Here is a 17,660-nt window from a genome sequence, read left to right as displayed (position 1 = left end):
TTTATCTGGTTGTACCATTTTTTATCTATGCAGATAAAGAAGCAGTCGAGGGACAGCGTCACCAACGCCGCACGCCGGACGCAGATCGTCCGAGCGGCCATCGAGACCATCGCCGAGCTCGGCTACGACAAGGCCACCTTCGCCACCATCACCGAGCGCGCCGGCCTCAGCAGCCCCCGCATGATCTCCTACCATTTCGCGGGTAAACAGGACCTCATCCGACAGATCGTCGAAGACGTCTACCTCGCGGGAGCGGCCTTCATCCTGGAGCGAGTCAAGGCCCAGGCCACCTCCGCCGGACGGCTGCGGGCCTACCTGGAGGCGAACCTGGAATTCCTCCGAGAGCATCCGATCGACCTGGCCGCTGTGACCGAGATCGGGCCCCATCTGCGGGATCAGGCCGGTGAGCCGTACTCCACCACCGGCCATCAGGAGCCGAGCGTCCAGGGACTCGTCATGGTGCTGGAGGAGGGGCAGCGCAACGGTGAGTTCGGCGACTTCGACGCCCGGTCGATGGCCGTGATGATGCGCGCCGCCATCGACGTGGCGGCCCCGAGGCTGCGCGGCGAGCACGCGTTCGACTTCGACGCCTACCGCAGGACCGTCGTCGACACCTTCGCCAGGGCCGTACAGCGGGCTGCGGTGGAGCGGTGAGCGGGGTGCACCGCGGCCTCATCAGCGTCGCGGCCCTGGAGCTCGCCGGGCCGCTCGCGATCTTCTACGGGCTCAGGGCGGCCGGGGTGAGCCAATGGATCGCGCTGCTGGCTGCCGGCGCGCTGCCCGCGGCCCGAGCCGTTCACGACCTGGTCGTCGTGCGGCGCGTCAGCGGGATCACGGTATTCGTGCTCGGCGCGATGGTGCTCACCGTGGCCATGTCGTTCGTCGCCGGCAGCCCGCGCGTGCTGCTGATCCGCAACGCGTGGGGCACCTGCGCGCTGGGTGTGTGGGCATTGATCACGCTCTGCGGACGGCGCCCGTTCCTGTACGAAGCCATGCGCGCGATCTCCGATCGCGACAAACAGCAGCGGTGGGAGGCGAACTGGAGTGAGCACCCGCCGTTCCGCCAGGTGCTCCGGGTCGCCACGGCGGTGTGGGGCGCCGCGCTGCTGGCCGATGCGGCCCTACGCGTCGTCATGGCCGCCACGCTACCCATCGACGCGGTGCCGCTGCTGGACGACGTCCTGCTGGTGGTCACCCTCGGCGCTCTGCTCGCCTTCCAGCGTCTGTACGGCCGCGCCTACCTGCGCCGTCACGGCTTGCGACTTAGGGGCGTCGAGCTGGTTCGCCTGCCGGCCGAAGGGTCCGGCCTGCCCGGGGAGTCACGTTGACCGTGATGCTGATCACCGGCGGCGCCAGCGGCATCGGCGCCGCCGTAGCACGGCGCATGGCAAGCAAGGGGCGAAAAGTGGTCATCGCCGACAAGGACCGCTCGCGTGGCGAGGAGGTCGCCGCCGAGATCGGCGCCCGGTTCGTGCCGACCGACGTCTCCCGCCCGGAGGGCAACGAGGCAGCCGTGGCCGAGGCGATCTCGGCCTACGGCAGGCTCGACGTGGCCGTGCTCAACGCCGGCATCCCCGGCCAGTGCGGATGGGACAACTTCACCCCCGTCGCCTATCGCACCACCATCGCCACCAACCTGGACAGCGTCGTCTACGGGATCCACGCCTGCCTCCCGCACCTGCGCCGAGGCAGCTCGATCATCGTCACCTCCAGCCTGGCCGGCCTCAAGGAAGCTCCCGACCCGTTCTACGCCGCGAGCAAGCACGCCCTGGTCGGCCTCGTCCGGTCCACCGCCACGCTCCTGGCCCGCGACGGCGTCACGGTCAACGCGCTCTGCCCGGGCCTGGTCGACACCCCGCTGGTCGCCCCGTTCCGCGAGTTGCTCGCCGAGGCGGGACACGTCTTCGCCAGCCCGTGCGAGGCAGCCGATGCAGTGGAGGCCATCCTGGTCGGCGGGCGGAGCGGACAGGCCTGGATCGTCCTGAACGGGCGGTCCCCTTACCCGGCGCGATTCCCCGACGTGACCATAAACGCAGAGGTGGATAATCGCTGAGGCCATCAAGGCCGACGAAAGCCCTGCTCAGACACGGTTCGGCGGCTCATCGCACAGTTCTTGACGGCATCCCAGATCGGTCAACGGCGCATCCGACAGCGCAGGTGAAGCACCCGGGTGCCCTGAATCACCATGTCAGGATCCTCCAACAGGTGCTGCGCGTGGACCGACCCGAAGTAGCGCTTGCCGGACCCGAACACGACGGGTACGACGTCCATGCGCACCTCGTCGATCAGGCCCGCGGCCAGCACCTGGCCACCGACGTCGCCGGCGGCGACCTCGCGGCGGGTCGCGTCGGTGTGCACCGGGGCGACCGTGCTGGCCGCCGCCGGTCTGCTCGACAACCGCCGGGCCACCACGCACTGGTACGAGGCCGGCCGGCTCGCCACGAGTTTCCCGCAGGTCCGGGTCGACCCGACGCCGATCTTCGTCGGGGACGGCGCGGTGGCGACGTCGGGCGGGGTCACGGCCGCGCTGGACCGCACGCTCTCCTTCCCACACCCACACTGGATGGGCCGCCGCAGCCTGTTCCCGTCAATGCACGCTCGCGCCCTGACGGGCACTCCCGCGCCGGGCTTACCCCCATGGCTGAAGCCAGGGGTCCGCGCCCGGCATCCTCGATCGCGACGCGCGAGCCGATCGCGGCCGTCGCCCGCCGCTGCGGATTCGCCTCCGCCGAGTCCTTCCGGCAGGCGTTCGTGGCCTGGGTCGGCATCTCGCCGTCGCGGTTCCGCTCCAGCCGGACCGGCCGCGAGCCCGATCCCGAGGCACCGAGCACGGTGCCGCGGTGACAAGGTATCGGTCATGGCATTGTCCACGATGTTCACGGAATTGTTCGGTCTGCGGCACCCGATCGCGCTGGCGCCCATGGGCGGGTCGGCCGGTGGTGCGCTGGCGTCGGCGGTCTCCAACGGCGGAGGGCTCGGCCTGCTCGGTGGCGGCTACGGAGATCTGGACTGGCTGGCCCGGGAGCTGCCGATCGTCGCGGAGAGCACCGGGAAGCCATGGGGTGTCGGCTTCCTGAGCTGGGCGATCGATGTCGGCGCGGTCGAGCGTGCGCTGGAGTGGAACCCCAGGGCGGTGATGCTGTCGTTCGGCGACCCGACCCCGTTCGCCGAACGCGTCCGCGAGGCCGGCGCCGCACTGATCATCCAGGTCATCGATGCGGAAGAGGCCAGGCAGGCCGTGGATCTGGGCGCCGACGTCATCGTCGCGCAGGGGACCGAGGCCGGTGGGCATGGTGCCCGGCGCGGGCGGTCCACGTTGTCGTTCGTGCCGGTGGTGGTGGACCTGGTGGCTCCGGTGCCGGTGCTGGCGGCCGGCGGGATCGCCGACGGGCGCGGCGTGGCCGCCGCCTTGGCTCTCGGCGCCGCGGGGGCGCTTGTCGGCACCCGCTTCCAGGCCACGGCCGAGGCCCTCGTCGATCCTTCGGTCACCAAGGCGATCATCGAAGGACGCGGGGAGGACACCGAACGCAGCCGCGTGCTCGACATCGCTCGCGGCTCCAGCTGGCCGTCCGAATACACCGCCCGTACGCTCGGCCACCCGTTCCTCGATCAATGGCGGGGGCGGGAAGCGGAGCTCGCCGCGGACCCGCAGGCCAAACAGGCCTATCACGAGAGCGTGGAACGAGGCGAGATACCCCCGCTGCCGGTGTGGGCGGGGGAAGGCATCGATCTCATCAACGACCTGCCGTCCGCAGCCGATCTTGTCGGCAGGATGGCCAAGGAGGCCGAGGACGCTCTGGTCCGAGCGGGTTCGGCCTCGAGCATGCGCCGGCCGGGGGAGTGATCTCCCCCGTATAGGGGATGAGCGACGCTCGGGACATGCGTGATCCTCAAAGGCGCCAACCCCTGACGTCGTTCGAGGAGAACTCCCATGACCGTTTGGAGCAGGCTGCACGGCCGGACGGTGGCCGGCGTGCCCCGCTGGGCCGTGCTGGCCGCCTACGCCATCCCGCTGGTCGTGCTGCCCTCCAGCCTGTGGCGCATCGCGGGTTTCGTCTTGTATGTGCCGCTGGTGGAGTTCGGGCCCACACCTCCGGGCAGCCTGGAGGGGCTGGCCGGCGGGTGGTGGTACATCATGCTTCTCAGCGTGGTGAGCGAGGCGGCGGCCTTCCTCGCCGTCGGGCTGGTCAGCGAGTGGGGTGAGACCTGGCCGGGCTGGGTGCCGGTCCTGCGCGGCCGCCCGGTGCCGGTCATGGCCGCGGTCATTCCCGCCGGTCTCGGCGCACTCGCGTTGCTGATCTTCCCGTACGCGATGACCATGTACATCTTCGGCCTGAAGATCAACGGGGATCCCGAGGGGCTGGTCACGCACGGCTGGCAGACAGTGATCTTCAACATCACGTACTGGCCGCTGGCCGCCTGGAGCCCGCTGCTCGCCCTGGTCACCGTGCACTACTACCGCCGCCGCACCGCCTCACCCCGCCGGCCGGCCGCGCCTGCGTGTCTCACCAGGTGACCGGCAGCCGCCACACCCCGTAGACGATCGAGCTCTCCCGCATCGGGACCTCCTCCACCGGAATCGCCAGGCGCAAGGTGGGGAAGCGCTCGAACAGCGCGCGGTAGGCGATGCGCATCTCGATGCGGGCGAGCTGTTGCCCCAGGCACTGGTGGACGCCGTGCCCGAAAGCCAGGTGCTGCCGGGCGTTGTCGCGGTCGAGCCGCAGAGCGGCGGGATCGGCGAACCGCTCCGGGTCGCGGTTGATCGCGGGCAGCCCCAGAACCACGGTCTCGCCCTTGCGGATCAGCCTGCCGCCCAGTTCGACGTCCTCCAGGGCGGCGCGGTTGGGCGCGCCCACGTGGACGATGGTCAGGTAGCGCATCAGCTCCTCGACCGCGGTGTCGGTCAGCGAGGGGTCGGCGCGGAAGGCGTCGAGCTGCTCGGGGTGGCGCAGGAGCGCGAGGGTGCCGAGGGCGAGCATGTTGGCGGTGGTCTCGTGACCGGCGACGAGCAGAGCCAGGGCGATGTTGGTCAGCTCCTCATCGTCCAGGTCGCCGTCGTCGATCAGGCCGCTGAGCAGGTCCTCCGCCGGTCGGGAGCGCTTGTGCCCGACCAGGTCGCGCAGGTAACCGGCCAGGTTCGCCAGGGCGGTCATGGCCTGCGCCTCGGAGTTGCCCAGGTCGGCGAGCAGGGCGGTCTCCTTCTCGAAGAACGCGTGGTCCTCGTACGGCACGCCGAGCAGCTCGCAGATCACCAGGGAGGGGATCGGAAGCGCGAACGCCTGCACGAGATCCACGGGCGGACCGGCCTCGGCCATCGCCCGCAGCCGATCCGCGACGATCTGGGCGATGCGCGGCTCGAGGCCCTTCATCCTGCGGACGGTGAACTGGCCGGTGAGCAGACGCCGGTATCCGGTGTGGTCGGGCGGGTCCATGCTGGCGAACCAGCCGGGCGCGGCCGGCTTGTCATGTCCGCCGGGGCGGACGTTCGGCCGGGGGAGCGGGGAGTGCCGGAGCTCCGGCCGGACGCTGAAGCGGGAATCGGACAGGACCGCGCGGGCGAGGTCGTAGCCGGTCACGAGCCAGCCGACGTGGCCGTCGGGGAATCCCAGCCGGGCCAGCGGCTGGGAATCACGGTGCCGCTCCAGCTCCGGCGGCGGGTCGAACGGACAGCCGGGCTCGCGCCGGACGGGCAGGGTCACCGGGGTTTCGACGTTCTGATCGCTCATCGAGGCACAGCTCCCTCAATTGTGACAGATAGCTCTTTTTTGAGAGTACACCATCAGTTTTGAGTACGGCAGAATGAGCACATGAGCAACGGCGGGCTACGCGAGCGCAAGAAGGCCAGGACCAGGGAGGCGATCCTGCGCGAGGCGTTCCGGCTCTTCCGCGAGCGCGGCTACAACGCCACCACCACCGAGCAGATCGCCGAGGCGGCCGAGGTTTCCCCCGCCACCTTCTTCCGCTATTTCCCGACGAAGGAGCATCTGGTCACGCTCGATCGGTTCCCGCCGCTCATCGAGGGACTCGCGGCCCAGCCGCCGGGCGCGCCGGTCACGGTCCTGCGGGGTGCGTTCCGTACGGCGTTCGCCTCCTTGACCGCCGAGGAGATCGCGGCCGGACACGCACGGGAGGTGTTCGCGACGACCGTCCCCGAGCTGGTGGCCGCCAACCTGCGCAAGGCCTCCGGCCTCATGGGGGAGATCGCCGAACTGCTGGCCGACAGGACGGGCTACGGGCGGGACGATCCCCGGCTGCGGAACGCCATGGGGGCGGTTCTCGGGATCGTGGCCCTGGTCTGGGTGGAGTGGGCGCACGACGCCGCGATGGACGGGCCCGCCGAGATCGACAGGGCGCTGGAGCAACTGGAGGCGGGACTGAACTGAGCGGGCGTCCGTCAGGGCCAGACGACGTCGTCGAGGAAGGTCTCCACGGCGGCCGTCACCCGACCGAGGACCTCGGCGCTCCTGGAGAGCGGCCCCGGCAGCAGCATGCCGTGGCCGGCGCCCTCGACCTCGAGCACGTACGGCGTCAGCTCCCGCGCCAGGGCGCCGTCCCAGAAGTCGTCCGCGGTGCCGCCGACCAGCAGGAACGGCTGCGTGGCCCGGCGCAGCGCGGCCACGCACGCGGACATCGTGAGCAGCGGCGTCAACCAGACGCCCGGCAGGCCGCGCTCCGCCGCCACGGCGGCGGCGAGCGAGCCGAGCGACTTGCCCATGAGCAGCGGCGCCGCGAGGCCGTCCACGATGGGCGCCACCTGCTCATGCACCCAGGGCGGGCGCTCCTCCAGCGGCCGGCCCGACGGCGGCGTCCACGAGATCAGCTCGAGGCGGGCTCCCCGGCGAGCGGCCGCTTCGCCCACATAGGCGAGCAGCCCGGCCAGCGGTCCGTGGTTTCCGCCGGGGATGACGACGGCGTGCTTGGAGGCGGCGATCATGGATCAGGACAGGCCGTGCGTCCGGCACCATTCGTCGACGCTCCCTGCCCTGGACTCGACCGCCCGCCGGGAGCCGGGATCCGCGGCGATCGCCTCGGAGACCGAGGCGTGGGGAGGCAGCACGGTGACGAGCCCCGTGATCCGGAAGACGCGCAGGATGCGCTCCGCGTCGGTGACCAGGGTCAGCGTGCCATCGTGGTTGCGCTGCCGCTTGAGGCCGCCCACCAGGACCCCCAGGCCGGTCGAGTCGAGGAAGTCGACTCCGCCCAGGTCGGTGATGACATGGCGGATGCCCTTGCCCGCCAGGTCCACCAGCTGCTCCCGAAGTTTGGGAGCGGTCTCCACATCGATCTCGCCCGCGACCTTGAGCACGGCGCAGTCGCCGATCGGGCCGATCACCTCTAATTGAAAGTCTCGCATGGGGCGACACCCGCTTGTCATCGGTGGAAGTGACAGGTAAATCTGTAGCGGTACAGTAGCTCCGCCGAGAGGCCGCTGTCAATGCCGACATATCTATGTCATTGCCCACAATGACACCAGGGGGACGGATGCGGGTGGAAGAGGCCATCGGCCGGCAGATCGCGCGCCTGCGCGCGGAGCGGCGGCTGTCGCTCACGGAGCTGGGCGAGGCTCTGGGGCGCTACCTGGACAAGCCGTGGAGCCGGCAGGCCGTTCACCAGGCCGAGCGCGGCCAGCGCTCCTTCACGGCGGCGGAGCTGACCGCCCTCGCCCTGGCGCTGGACACGTCCATCCCGGCGCTGTTCCGGGTGGAGGACGGCGGAGTCGAGTTGCCCGGCGGGGCCGTCAATCCGGAGGAGTACAGGGGCGTCCTGCTGAACAGGGAGCGGGAGTCACCCATCGACGGGCTCGAGGAGCTGATCCTCGCGTTGCACGACATCAGGGCCGTACTCTCCCGGCCCGCGCTGGCACAGCTGGCGAGGATCGGGAGAGTGGCCGATCAGGTGGCGGGCCCCGAGCAGCCGTAGAGGCCCTCGACCCCCGGCCCGACCCGGTGGGCTGCAGCGCCCGAGCCGATGCATCGCCGATTTAAGGTCCATCGCCATAGCAGTGGAGGTTTTCCAGAGAAAGTTTACACCGAGTGTTCAACGATACCGTTGAAGCCATGGACATCAAGGACATGGCCCGGCCGCTCGACGGCGCAGGCATCTCGGCATTTCTCCAGTCGCTTCCCGCCAAGCCCCTGCTGCTCGGCCTGGGAGAGGCCAGGCACTTCGTGGGAGAGCTGGGCGAGCTGCGCAACGAGATCTTCCGGCATCTGGTCGAGCACGAGGGCTACCGGTCGTTCGCCATCGAGAGCGACTGCCTCATGGGCCGCGTGGTCGACGACTACATCACGACGGGCGCGGACACGCTCGATGGCGTCATGGAACGCGGCTTCAGCCACAGCTTCGGCGAGTTCCCGGCCAACCGCGAGCTCGTGCGATGGATGCGGGCGTACAACGAGGAGCATGACGAAAAGCTGCGGTTCTTCGGGTTCGACGGCCCGCTGGAGTACTGGGCGGCGAGCCCGCGCCAGGCGCTCACCGCCCTCTACGACCTCCTCGACGGCCCGCTGCCCTGTACCAGCGAGACCCTCGACACGCTGCTCGGCCCGGACGAGCCGTGGTCGAACGAGGCCGCGGCCATGGATCCGTCGCAGTCGATCGGCCAGTCCGCCGACGCCCAGCGGCTGCGGCTGATCGCCGACGACCTGGTGGCGCTGCTCGAGACGCAGGCGCCGCGGCTGAGCGCGGAGGACAGGGAGCGGGCGGCACTGTACGGGCGCACGGCCGTCGGCCTGCTCCGCTACCACTACTGGATGGCCGACGCGTCCCCGGCACGGTGGACCCGGCTGTCGGCCCTGCGGGACGCGATGATGGCCGCCAACCTGCGTGCCGTCGCCGAGCGCGGCCCGGCTCTGGTCTTCTCCAGCAACCTCCACCTGCAGCGGAACAAGAGCGTCATGTCGTTCGGCGACCAGCAGTTGGAGTGGTGGAGCGCGGGGGCGATCACCGCGACGCATCTCGGCGACCGGTACGCCTTCCTGGCCTCGGCCTTCGGCACGGTCGGCGACGACGCCCCGCCCCCGGACACCGTCGAGGGCGTCCTGTCCACGCTCCCGTGGGACCATTCCCTCGTCGACGCCCGCCGCCTGGCCGAGGCCATCACGAAGCCCGACCCGCGCGTCTCCCGCGATTTCGCCTATTTCCCGCTGGACCCGGCCCAGCTCGGCATGATCGACGGCATCGTCTTCCTCAAGCAGGCCGTCAAGCTGAAGAAGCTGGGTTGAAAGGGCGCGTGCGTGGCAGGCTCCGGCTGACGCGCACGCGCTGTCAGCCGGCGCGGCGGGCGCGGGTCAGGGTCAGCCCGCCGAGGATCATGGCGATCAGCCCTACCACCAGGGCCACGTAGCCTCCGACTATCCCGTAGCCAGTGCCGGGACCGCCTTCGGCGGCGGCCACGACCAGTCCGCCGATGACCATGCCGGCCAGTCCCGCCGCCAGGGCCACGATGGCTCCCCTTCTCCCGGTGCCGGAGCCGATGCGGCCGGTGGAGCGGGCCAGAGCCAACCCGCCGATGACGATGCCGGCCAGTCCCAGCGCCGCGGCCACCAAGGACCAGAGACGCCCGGCGGTCATGGTGTAAGCACCGACGGGCTGGACCAAGACCTGCGCGGCCGCCGGTGTGGCGAGCCCCACGATTGCGAGCGGGGCCGCTGCGGCGGTGGCTAGCAAGTGACGGACGGACATGAGGAACCTTTCGGTCGAATGACGGGTGTCGTCAGCGCGTGGAGCGAGGCGGATCGCCTATGCCGGTCGAGGTGCCGGTGACGGGCGCGAGCGCCTGAGAGGGATTTCACGGAATCGCCCTGACAGGGGCGAGGACGGCCTCCGTGCCTTTCCGCAGGACGGCCCTGCGGAAAGGCACGGTGATGCCGTTCAGTCGTGCGTCCCAGAAATGAGAGCCGAGTCGATGGTGCCATCGGTCAACAGTTGTTGCAGCGCGCGCTGCATCGTCTCGGAGTCGTTGAGGTGCGGGAACGGCTCGCCGGCGGGAGCCTCGACGCCCAGGAACCGGCAGAGCGGCTCCCAGCCCTCGCGGACGTCGAACACCAGGAGGCGATCCGCGGGCAGGCTCTTCTGGACAACGGCCACGTGACGGTGGAATGCCGCCACCGCGATCTCTTCGTCGGGCATGCCGCGCTGGAAGTCCCAGGTGTCGCCGAAGGTCGACTCTCCGATGAGGTCGAGAACCGGGCGGAGCCTCTCCATCGTCCTGAGTACCGCGGCCCCCGCTTCAGGCAGGTCCGGCGGCAGGTCCCGGCGGGTGGCGATCAGAGCCTGCATGCTGAGATACCAGCGATGCGGATCGCGGACGGTCAGGACGACCTTCGCGTCCGGATACGTCTCTGCCTGCTCGCGCCAGAAGAAACTGGCCGGCCAGTCCTGGGTGGATCGGTAGCCGTTGAGCACGCTCTGCCAGTCCAGCGGCAGGCCGGAGGCGGCCGGCAGCCACCGGTCGACGTGGTCGGGATTGCTCCCGATTTCGGCCATGTGGTAGCAGGGACCGAATCCCAGCCTTTCCAGCGCGGCCTTCATCGATCTGGTTCCGGTGCGCGGGAATCCCGCGCCGATCACGTGTAACACGTCAGTCTCCTGCTGTTGCGGCCGCGGTGTTCGCCTTCGGCAGACGTTGACCACGCCCTTGGCATAGGTGTCGGATGGGTAGGGCAGCCACACTTGTAGATGGACAGCTGCGGTCAGCCGCTCGGCTGGGTGCGGCGGGCGCGGTCCAGAGCCAGTCCGCCGAGGACCGCACCGGCCAGCCCAAGCGCCAGGGCCAGGGCCGCCCCGAACACTCCGTTGCCGGTGCCGAGACCGCCGTCGGCGACAGCCAGTTTGACCGCGCCGTTGAGCCCGCCGATCAGCCCCACCACCACAGCCGCGATGGCTACCCTCTTCGCGCCGTCGCCGCTACGACGGACGGAGCGGAGCGCCAGCCAGCCGATGACCACGCCGCCCAGCGCCACCAGTGCGGCCACGCTGGCCCAGATTCGCGCAGGGGTCCCGAGGAAGGTGTCGACACCCTGGCCCGCGCATTCTGCCGGCGTCGTACAGACTGGCGAGGCCGCCTGTGCGGCAAGCACCAACAGGGCTGACATTGAGGATCCTCTCGGTCGAATGGCGGGCGTCGGCAGCGTGTGCAGCGCGGTGACTCGGCCTATGCAGGTCGAGGTACCGGTGACGAGTGAGCGCCTGGAAGGGGTTCACGGGATCGATCGTCGCGCCGTAGAGGCGGCCGCGGCCTCCGACAGCGGGCGGCAGCGCCTACGCAGTTCCGCGTAGACGACTCATGCCTCGGTACGCCCGTCGTCGTAGGCGATCGCGCATCTGGGCGGAGTGTTCTCGCGCGCGCGACCCGTAGGATCGCGGCATGAAACACCGCGCCGTGTCGTTGCGCCTGCCCGCGCTGGCGCAGGACGTGTTGCTCGCGCTCTTCATCACCGTGATGCAGGTGCAGGGCACGATCGTCCGCAACGCCGGCGAGGTGGTACAGCGTCCCCTCACCGACCTTGGAAACCTGGGATATGTCCTGCTGATCCTGAGTGGTGTGGTCGTCGCCGTCCGCCGCCGGTGGCCGCTGCCGGTGTTCGTCACCGCCGCGCTCGCCAGCTTGGTCTACTACGGCCTCGACTTCCCGGACGGGCCCGGCTGGCTCGGGCTCTTCGTCGCCCTGTACACCCTGGCCGCCTACGGCGACGGGCGCCGGTCGCTGGTGATCGCCGGCGTGGGCACCTCGGTGCTGGCCATCGTCTGGCTGGTCGCCGCGGCCGACATCGAGCCACGCGCCGCCATCGGCTGGGTGTTCTTCCGGATCGGCGCGTCCGTCATGAGCGCCGCCCTTGGCGAGTCCGTCCGGTCCCGGCAGGTCATCGCGGCAGAAGCTCAGCAGCGGGCTGAGCTGGCTGAACGCACTCGTGAGGAGGAGGCGCGGGCGCGGGTCGACGCCGAACGGCTCCGGATCGCGCGCGAGGTCCACGACACCGTCGCGCACGCCATAGCGATCATCAACGTCCAGTCCGGTGTCACCGCGCACGTGCTCGACAAGCGGCCGGAAATGGCGCGCAAGGCGCTGCGTGCCATCGAGCAGACCAGTTCCCGGGCACTGCGGGAGATGCGGGCCATCCTCGGGGTGCTGCGTGACGACGACGGTGACGACAACGAGGGGCGGGTGCCATACCCCGGGCTGGGGCAGGTCGACGGGCTGGCCGCGAAGGCACGCGAGGCGGGACTCGACATCAAGCTCGAGGAGACCTCGCCGGCGGCGCCGGTCCCCAGCGCGGTGGGAAGTGCCGCCTACCGAATCGTTCAGGAATCGATCACCAACGTGGTCCGCCACGTCGGACCGACTCGGGTGACGGTAGCGCTGCACCCCGGGGTCGAGGCCTTGGAGATCCGCGTGACCGATGAGGGCCGCCGTGCCGCGCCAGGTCATGACTCCGACAATCCGCGCCTACCAGCCCGGCATCCGAGCGGCACGGGCAGCCCGGCCAAGCCCGGCCGCGGGATCGTCGGCATGCGCGAGCGCTGCCAACTGCTGGGCGGCGAACTCGACGCCGGGCCAACCCCCGGCGGCGGGTTCGAAGTCAGGGCAAGGCTGCCCCTCGCCCCGACCGGGTCGCGCCTGTGAACGCGGCGGCCACCTCCCCGTTGAGCAACGCTCCGATCAAGGTGTTGCTCGCCGATGACGAGGGCCTCGTGCGATCGGGGTTCAAGGTCCTGCTCGACCTCGAGGAGGACATCACGGTGGTGGGGGAGGCCACCAACGGCGCCGAAGCCGTCGAACGGGCCCGCGCCACCCGCCCTGACGTCGTGCTGATGGACATCCGCATGCCCAAGATGGACGGGATTCAAGCCACCGCCCAGATCGCCGAGACACGCGGGTTGGAGCAGGTCCGGGTCCTCATCCTCACCACCTACGACACCGACGAGTACGTCTTCGATGCCTTGCAGGCCGGAGCCAGCGGCTTCCTGCTCAAAGACGCCGGGCCGGCCGAGCTCCTGCATGCCATCCGGGTGATCGCCGCCGGAGAGGCGCTGCTCGCGCCGCGGATCACCCGACGCCTCATCGGCCAGTTCACCGCGCGACGAACAGCCGCGCGGGCCGCGGAGGACCGGCTCGCGGTCCTGACCGACCGCGAGCGCGAAGTCCTGGCCCTGGTGGGGCAGGGCCTGAGCAACCACGAGATCGGTGCCGAGCTGTTTCTCAGCCCGGCCACCGCGCGCACCCATGTAAGCCGTGCGATGGCGAAACTGGGTGCGCGCGACCGTGCACAGCTGGTCGTCATCGCTTACCAGACAGGACTGGTCAGCCCTGCGATGTAGAGCACGGCCACGCCCCGTTCGCGGCCGCGCGGAGCCGGGCTCAGCCGTGGTTCAGCAGAGGTACGAGGTACTCCTCCTCGTAGTCCAGATGCGCCTCGACCTCCCGAGTGAGGCGGTTGACCTCGTCCAGGAGGAGGGCGGGGTCCGCGTCGTCGGCGGCGAGGAGGGTCTGGAGCTGCTGGAGCAGTTGCTGGACGGTCTCGTGCTCGGCATGCAGCCGCGCCATGACGGGGGCGAGCTCCGGATACCGGTCCTCCAGTGCCGGGATCATGGACCCGTCCTCGCGCGAGTGGTGCTCGTGGAGGTTGCGGCACATGGTCAGGCAGTTGACGCGCAGCTGCGCGCCCAGGCGCGGGCCCGACGCGGCGACCTCCGCGCGGATGCGGGCCAGCTCCCTGCGGAAGGCGTCGTGGACCTGCTTGAGCGCGTCGCCCAAGGGACCGGTCGGCGGGCCGAAGGCCGGGATGAGCGCCACCACGGGCAGGGTCCGGCCGGAGGTGTCCTGGTAGCGGCCCCATCCGGGGTCGGACTCGACGGCGCGGGCGAACATGCGCTCGCGTTCGTCACCCTCCAGCACGACCGCCTTCGCCTGGTAGGTGAAGACGCCGTCCTCCACGGTGACCTGTGGGTTGGCGACGAGGTTGTGGTACCAGGCCGGGTGCCGGGGCGAGCCGCCGGCGGAGGCGATGATCAGGACGCGGTCGCCGTCGGGCAGGTAACCGAGCGGCGTCGTGTGGGACCTGCCTGTCTTCGCTCCGACGGTCGTCAGCAGGAGCAGCCTGGCTCCTTCGAACGGGCCGCCGACCTGACCGCGGTTGGCCCGGAATTCGTCAATGATCTGCTGGTTGAAGTCAATGGGCATGCGTGTATTCGCTCCAAGGCGGGATGGATGTCGATGACGTGGGAACCTCGCGCGAGAAAGGCGCGGCAGGCCGGGTGCGCTCAGGCACGTCCGGTGATGTGTGAACTCACGGCGTCATCCCCCTTGATACGGCGCCTCCATGCCGCCGCCGTCCTCCGGGCCGGCGTCACGCGACGCGACGGCTATTACACGCGGAGCCCGGAAAGATGTCAACCCGGGGGACGGAGAGACGCAGGCGAGAGTCGAACTCGCACGAGCGGGATTTGCAATCCCGCCTCCGCGACCGGCGAACTGCGCCAAGCCGCCCCGGCCCCCGTCAGGTCGAGGCGGAAGTGCGCGAGGACGGAGTAAACCGCCACATCGGCAGCGGCCCCAGCAGGATTCGAACCTGCAACAGACCCGGCTTCGTAGGCCGGCGCTCTCTCCATTGAGCTATAGGGCCATGAAATAGACAGTTCGTACCCCGTACCGGACTCGAACCGGCGATTTCCCGGGTGAAAGCCGGGCGTCCTGACCGCTAGACCAACGGGGCTTTGGGAACATGCTCTGACGTGGACCGACAGGATCTCGAAACCTGAACTCCTGCTTGCAAGGCAGGTGTGATGCCTTTTCACCATCAGCCCGGGGAGAAGCTCGAAAGAAAAAGGCCGTCCGGTGGGTGTCCGGCGGCCTCTGGAAGCTCGTGCGCGAGAGTCATCCAGAAGCTTTTCGGGCGAGCGCCGCCGCGCGGCGACAGGAGGCGCGTTCGGCTGCGAATCGCATGGCGGGACCCTTTCCTTTCGTTCATCCGGCGTACCCTGACGGTAACCGGTGGGGCTCGGCCAACGCCAATGATTTATTGTGCGGAAGTATGCGAATCGGAGAGCTCGCCGCGCTGCTCGGGGTGTCCACGCGTACCGTGCGCCACTACCACCAGCAGGGCATCCTGCCGGAGCCGCCGCGCCGGGCCAACGGCTACCGCGAGTACGGCGTGCGCGACGCGATCGCTCTGGCCCGCGTCCGGCGCCTCGTCGAGCTCGGGCTGAGCCTGGAGGAGGCGCGCGACGTGATCGCGGACGACCGCTCCAGGGCGTTGTCCGAGATCCTCGCCGAGCTCGACGCGGATCTGGCCAGGCAGGAGCACGAGATCCGGCTGCGCCGTGCCCGTCTGGCCGAGGTGCTCGAGGGGGCCAGGACCGGGACGCTGGGCCCCGACGAGACGGCCTCGCCCGAGCTGGTGGCTCTCCTGCGCGCGGTGGACCTGCCTGCCTCTAAGGCGGCGGCCTGGGATCGCGACCTGCTGGTGCTGATGGACAGCATGGGGACGGACGCCGATCGGGAGCAGGCGTTCGGGATGTTCGGCTCGCTGGCCGCCGATCCGGAGGTGACGGCGCGCGGGCACGAGTTCTACCGGCGGCTCGACGAGCTGACGGACGCCTCGCCGGACGATCCGAGGGTGGCGCCGCTGGCCGCGATGCTCGCCGACTACAGCGTGGAGCACCTGCTGGCGCACACGGGCCTGCACGACTGGGAGCCGGGGATGATGGAGCCGTTCCTCGACGGGCTCGCGCCCGCCCAGGCCGAGGTCGTACGGCAGGCGATGCGCCTCATCGCCCGCCGCTGACGAGCGGGGCCACTCCGTCGAGCACGCGCTCCAGGCCCTCGTCGAAGTCGGGCTCGGCGTCCGCGCCATGGACGAACCTGGCCACCGCGGGGTAGCGACCGGTGGCCAGCATCCGGACGAGGTAGGGCCCCTTGGCGACGTGCCACGCGTGCTCGTCCATGCCGGTGGCCCGCTCGGCCCGCAGCTCGGTGACCTCGCGTCTGACCGCGCCGAGCACGTACGCGTTCACGGTGCTGACGACCTGGACCACGGCGCTGAGCGGAGTGTCGCCCAGACTAGCCAGGGCGGCTTCGAGGTACGCCAGCGCGTTGGGCCCGAGCTGCGGCCGCCCGCCCAGCAGGTCGGCGAACCACTCGTGGCGCAGGGTGGCCTGCCTGGTGCGGCGCGCCAGATCCCGCAATGCCGCCCGCCAGTCGTCTCCGGCGGGCCCGGAGGGGACGATCTCGCCGTAGACCTCGTCCACCATCAGGTCCAGCAGCTCTTCCTTGGTGGACAGGTAGCCGTACAGCCGCATCGGGCCGGCGTCGAGCGCGGCGGCGACCTTGCGCAGGGAGACCGCGTCGAGCCCGTCGCGGTCGGCGAGGTCGATGGCCGCGCGGACGATCCGCTCCCTGCTCAGCGGGCTGGGCGCCGGCCGGCTCGGCGGCTCGGGCCGCTCCCAGATGAGCATCGGCTCCTGTGGTGCCGTCATCGCATCGCGCCTTCCAGTAGGACTTGCAACCCGAGAATACAACGTCCACTCTGATACGCTGTATCGTAAAATACACCGTATCGAAGGAGCGTCTCATGACCTCTCCCCGCATCGCCGTCGTCGGAGCCGGGCTCGGCGGCCTCACTCTCGCCCGGGTCCTGCAGGTGCACGGGCTCCCCGTCACCGTCTACGAACGCGAGCCGTCCCCGGACGCCCGCTCCCAGGGCGGCACCCTCGACATGCACGCCGGCTCGGGACAGACGGCGCTCGAGAAGGCCGGCCTGCTCGACCGGTTCCGCGCCCTGGCCCGCCCGGAGGGGCAGGAGCGGCGGATCGTCGACGAGACCGGCGCCATGCTGCGCCACGAGGAGCCCGCCGACGGTGACGAGAGCATGCCGGAGATCGACCGGGGTCAGCTGCGCGGCCTGCTCATCGACTCGCTCGCCGAGGGCACCGTCCGCTGGGGCCGCCCCGTGGACGCGGTCACCGGCGAGGGCCGCGTGCTCTTCCCCGACGGCACCGGCGAGGACTTCGACCTGGTCGTCGGCGCCGACGGAGCCTGGTCCCGGGTACGTCCGAGCCTGTCGAAGGAGGTGCCCTCCTACACCGGCGTCACCTTCGTCGAGACCGGCTTCGACGAGGCGCGCCATCCCGAGCAGGGGCGCCTGGTCGGCAACGGCAGCTTCTCCGCGTACGGCCCGAACAAGGCCCTGCTCGCGCAGCGCAGCAGCAACGGCCGCATCCGCGTGTACGTCGCCTTCCGCGGCCCGCAGGACCTGCCGGTCCCGGAGGTGCTGGCGTTGTTCGACGGGTGGGCGGAGAGCCTGCGCGACCTCCTGCGGCACGTCGACGACGAGTTCGTCACGCGCTCGCTGTTCGCCCTGCCCGTCGGCCACTCCTGGGAGCACACCCCGGGCATCACCCTGCTGGGTGACGCGGCGCACCTGATGCCACCGCTCGGCGTGGGCGCCAACCTCGCCATGCTCGAGGGCGCCGAACTGGCCGACGCCCTCGCCGCCGCGGCCGACATCGATGAGGCGGTCCGCGCTTACGAGAGTGCCATGCTGCCCCGCGCGGCGCGCTGGGCCCGGTTCACCACGGACGGGCTGGCGGCCCTCTTCTCACCCGAAGGCGTCAAGGGGGCGCTGCGCCTTTTCGACTCGATGAAGTGACTCCGGGACCAC

21 protein-coding genes, 4 tRNA genes and 2 pseudogenes are annotated in these 17,660 nt (G+C 70.3%); 14 read left to right on the top strand and 13 right to left on the bottom strand.

Annotated elements, in window-relative coordinates; all coding sequences use genetic code 11:
* The first annotated feature begins 27 nt into the window (after positions 1-27).
* From ABD830_RS51920 to ABD830_RS51910, 3 genes are read left to right on the top strand one after another with little or no spacing between them, the layout of a single operon-like run.
* Positions 28-654 carry a TetR/AcrR family transcriptional regulator gene (locus ABD830_RS51920; RefSeq protein ID WP_345003035.1) on the top strand — a complete coding sequence of 209 codons (627 nt, stop codon included), beginning with the start codon at positions 28-30 and terminating at the stop codon, positions 652-654.
* On the top strand, positions 651-1,328 hold the full coding sequence (locus tag ABD830_RS51915; RefSeq protein ID WP_345003034.1) for a VC0807 family protein: 678 nt from the start codon (positions 651-653) through the stop codon (positions 1,326-1,328). Before ABD830_RS51920 ends, ABD830_RS51915 begins: the two co-directional genes overlap by 4 nt.
* Positions 1,329-1,333: 5 nt before the next feature.
* Complete coding sequence (locus tag ABD830_RS51910) at positions 1,334-2,053, top strand: SDR family NAD(P)-dependent oxidoreductase (RefSeq protein ID WP_345003467.1); 720 nt, start codon at positions 1,334-1,336, stop codon at positions 2,051-2,053.
* 80 nt (positions 2,054-2,133) lie between these two features.
* Here the strand turns inward: ABD830_RS51910 and ABD830_RS51905 are convergent, their stop codons facing one another.
* Positions 2,134-2,271: a hypothetical protein gene (locus ABD830_RS51905; RefSeq protein WP_345003033.1), complete on the bottom strand. Its 138-nt coding sequence runs from the start codon at positions 2,269-2,271 to the stop codon at positions 2,134-2,136.
* Here ABD830_RS51905 and ABD830_RS51900 point away from each other — a divergent pair.
* The 4 genes and pseudogenes from ABD830_RS51900 to ABD830_RS51885 all read left to right on the top strand — a co-directional run.
* A pseudogene (locus ABD830_RS51900) lies at positions 2,270-2,473 on the top strand (DJ-1/PfpI family protein); the annotation flags it as partial. The gene ABD830_RS51905 and the pseudogene ABD830_RS51900 overlap by 2 nt on opposite strands.
* A 164-nt stretch (positions 2,474-2,637) precedes the next feature.
* Positions 2,638-2,844 (top strand): helix-turn-helix domain-containing protein, encoded by a 207-nt coding sequence (locus tag ABD830_RS51895; RefSeq protein WP_345003466.1) that lies wholly within the window; start codon positions 2,638-2,640, stop codon positions 2,842-2,844.
* Positions 2,845-2,857: 13 nt separating this feature from the next.
* Positions 2,858-3,844, top strand: a complete 987-nt coding sequence (locus ABD830_RS51890) for an NAD(P)H-dependent flavin oxidoreductase (protein WP_345003465.1) — start codon at positions 2,858-2,860, stop codon at positions 3,842-3,844.
* Between the two features lie 87 nt (positions 3,845-3,931).
* Positions 3,932-4,516, top strand: a complete 585-nt coding sequence (locus ABD830_RS51885) for a hypothetical protein (RefSeq protein ID WP_345003032.1) — start codon at positions 3,932-3,934, stop codon at positions 4,514-4,516.
* Here ABD830_RS51885 and ABD830_RS51880 read toward each other — a convergent pair.
* Positions 4,506-5,726: a cytochrome P450 gene (locus ABD830_RS51880; protein ID WP_345003030.1), complete on the bottom strand. Its 1,221-nt coding sequence runs from the start codon at positions 5,724-5,726 to the stop codon at positions 4,506-4,508. The genes ABD830_RS51885 and ABD830_RS51880 overlap by 11 nt on opposite strands.
* Positions 5,727-5,807: 81 nt before the next feature.
* Between ABD830_RS51880 and ABD830_RS51875 the strand changes: the two genes are divergently transcribed.
* The gene (locus ABD830_RS51875) at positions 5,808-6,383 is read left to right on the top strand and encodes a TetR family transcriptional regulator (protein WP_345003029.1); all 576 of its coding nucleotides are present in this window, start codon (positions 5,808-5,810) and stop codon (positions 6,381-6,383) included.
* An 11-nt stretch (positions 6,384-6,394) separates the two neighbouring features.
* On the opposite strand, the gene ABD830_RS51870 is transcribed toward ABD830_RS51875, so the two are convergent.
* Complete coding sequence (locus ABD830_RS51870) at positions 6,395-6,934, bottom strand: hypothetical protein (RefSeq protein ID WP_345003028.1); 540 nt, start codon at positions 6,932-6,934, stop codon at positions 6,395-6,397.
* A gap of 87 nt (positions 6,935-7,021) precedes the next feature.
* Positions 7,022-7,354: pseudogene (locus tag ABD830_RS51865) on the bottom strand (STAS domain-containing protein); the annotation flags it as partial.
* A gap of 128 nt (positions 7,355-7,482) precedes the next feature.
* Between ABD830_RS51865 and ABD830_RS51860 the strand changes: the two are divergent.
* Together ABD830_RS51860 and ABD830_RS51855 are read left to right on the top strand one after the other, a co-directional pair.
* On the top strand, positions 7,483-7,920 hold the full coding sequence (locus tag ABD830_RS51860; RefSeq protein ID WP_345003027.1) for a helix-turn-helix domain-containing protein: 438 nt from the start codon (positions 7,483-7,485) through the stop codon (positions 7,918-7,920).
* Between the two features lie 137 nt (positions 7,921-8,057).
* Complete coding sequence (locus tag ABD830_RS51855) at positions 8,058-9,224, top strand: erythromycin esterase family protein (protein WP_345003026.1); 1,167 nt, start codon at positions 8,058-8,060, stop codon at positions 9,222-9,224.
* Between the two features lie 43 nt (positions 9,225-9,267).
* Here the strand turns inward: ABD830_RS51855 and ABD830_RS51850 are convergent, their stop codons facing one another.
* From ABD830_RS51850 to ABD830_RS51840, 3 genes are all read right to left on the bottom strand, one after another.
* On the bottom strand, positions 9,268-9,684 hold the full coding sequence (locus ABD830_RS51850) for a DUF6223 family protein (protein WP_345003025.1): 417 nt from the start codon (positions 9,682-9,684) through the stop codon (positions 9,268-9,270).
* Positions 9,685-9,873: 189 nt separating this feature from the next.
* Positions 9,874-10,674 carry a sulfotransferase family protein gene (locus tag ABD830_RS51845; RefSeq protein ID WP_345003024.1) on the bottom strand — a complete coding sequence of 267 codons (801 nt, stop codon included), beginning with the start codon at positions 10,672-10,674 and terminating at the stop codon, positions 9,874-9,876.
* Between the two features lie 20 nt (positions 10,675-10,694).
* On the bottom strand, positions 10,695-11,096 hold the full coding sequence (locus tag ABD830_RS51840; RefSeq protein WP_345003023.1) for a DUF6223 family protein: 402 nt from the start codon (positions 11,094-11,096) through the stop codon (positions 10,695-10,697).
* 272 nt (positions 11,097-11,368) lie between these two features.
* Between ABD830_RS51840 and ABD830_RS51835 the strand changes: the two genes are divergently transcribed.
* Both ABD830_RS51835 and ABD830_RS51830 read left to right on the top strand, forming a co-directional pair.
* Positions 11,369-12,625 carry a sensor histidine kinase gene (locus tag ABD830_RS51835; protein ID WP_345003022.1) on the top strand — a complete coding sequence of 419 codons (1,257 nt, stop codon included), beginning with the start codon at positions 11,369-11,371 and terminating at the stop codon, positions 12,623-12,625.
* Positions 12,622-13,320, top strand: coding sequence for a response regulator transcription factor (locus tag ABD830_RS51830; protein ID WP_345003021.1), 699 nt, complete (start codon positions 12,622-12,624; stop codon positions 13,318-13,320). Before ABD830_RS51835 ends, ABD830_RS51830 begins: the two co-directional genes overlap by 4 nt.
* 40 nt (positions 13,321-13,360) lie before the next feature.
* Here ABD830_RS51830 and ABD830_RS51825 read toward each other — a convergent pair whose 3' ends face one another.
* From ABD830_RS51825 to ABD830_RS51805, 5 genes are all read right to left on the bottom strand, one after another.
* Complete coding sequence (locus ABD830_RS51825) at positions 13,361-14,182, bottom strand: nitroreductase/quinone reductase family protein (RefSeq protein WP_345003020.1); 822 nt, start codon at positions 14,180-14,182, stop codon at positions 13,361-13,363.
* A 227-nt stretch (positions 14,183-14,409) separates the two neighbouring features.
* A tRNA-Cys gene (locus ABD830_RS51820) sits at positions 14,410-14,480 on the bottom strand.
* A 69-nt stretch (positions 14,481-14,549) separates the two neighbouring features.
* A tRNA-Arg gene (locus tag ABD830_RS51815) sits at positions 14,550-14,624 on the bottom strand.
* A 17-nt stretch (positions 14,625-14,641) separates the two neighbouring features.
* Positions 14,642-14,714, bottom strand: a tRNA-Glu gene (locus ABD830_RS51810).
* A gap of 20 nt (positions 14,715-14,734) precedes the next feature.
* Positions 14,735-14,805, bottom strand: a tRNA-Ala gene (locus ABD830_RS51805).
* 227 nt (positions 14,806-15,032) lie between these two features.
* Here ABD830_RS51805 and ABD830_RS51800 point away from each other — a divergent pair.
* Positions 15,033-15,785, top strand: a complete 753-nt coding sequence (locus ABD830_RS51800) for a MerR family transcriptional regulator (protein ID WP_345003019.1) — start codon at positions 15,033-15,035, stop codon at positions 15,783-15,785.
* Here the strand turns inward: ABD830_RS51800 and ABD830_RS51795 are convergent.
* Complete coding sequence (locus tag ABD830_RS51795; protein WP_345003018.1) at positions 15,769-16,476, bottom strand: TetR/AcrR family transcriptional regulator; 708 nt, start codon at positions 16,474-16,476, stop codon at positions 15,769-15,771. The genes ABD830_RS51800 and ABD830_RS51795 overlap by 17 nt on opposite strands.
* Before the next feature lie 95 nt (positions 16,477-16,571).
* Between ABD830_RS51795 and ABD830_RS51790 the strand changes: the two genes are divergently transcribed.
* The gene (locus tag ABD830_RS51790) at positions 16,572-17,648 is read left to right on the top strand and encodes an FAD-dependent oxidoreductase (protein ID WP_345003017.1); all 1,077 of its coding nucleotides are present in this window, start codon (positions 16,572-16,574) and stop codon (positions 17,646-17,648) included.
* Positions 17,649-17,660 lie beyond the last annotated feature (12 nt).

The sequence above is a fragment of the Nonomuraea helvata genome (assembly GCF_039535785.1).
Classification (GTDB): Bacteria; Actinomycetota; Actinomycetes; order Streptosporangiales; family Streptosporangiaceae; genus Nonomuraea; species Nonomuraea helvata.
Note: the sequence above shows the minus strand (reverse complement) of the source record. Positions and strands in the feature narration are given on the sequence as shown.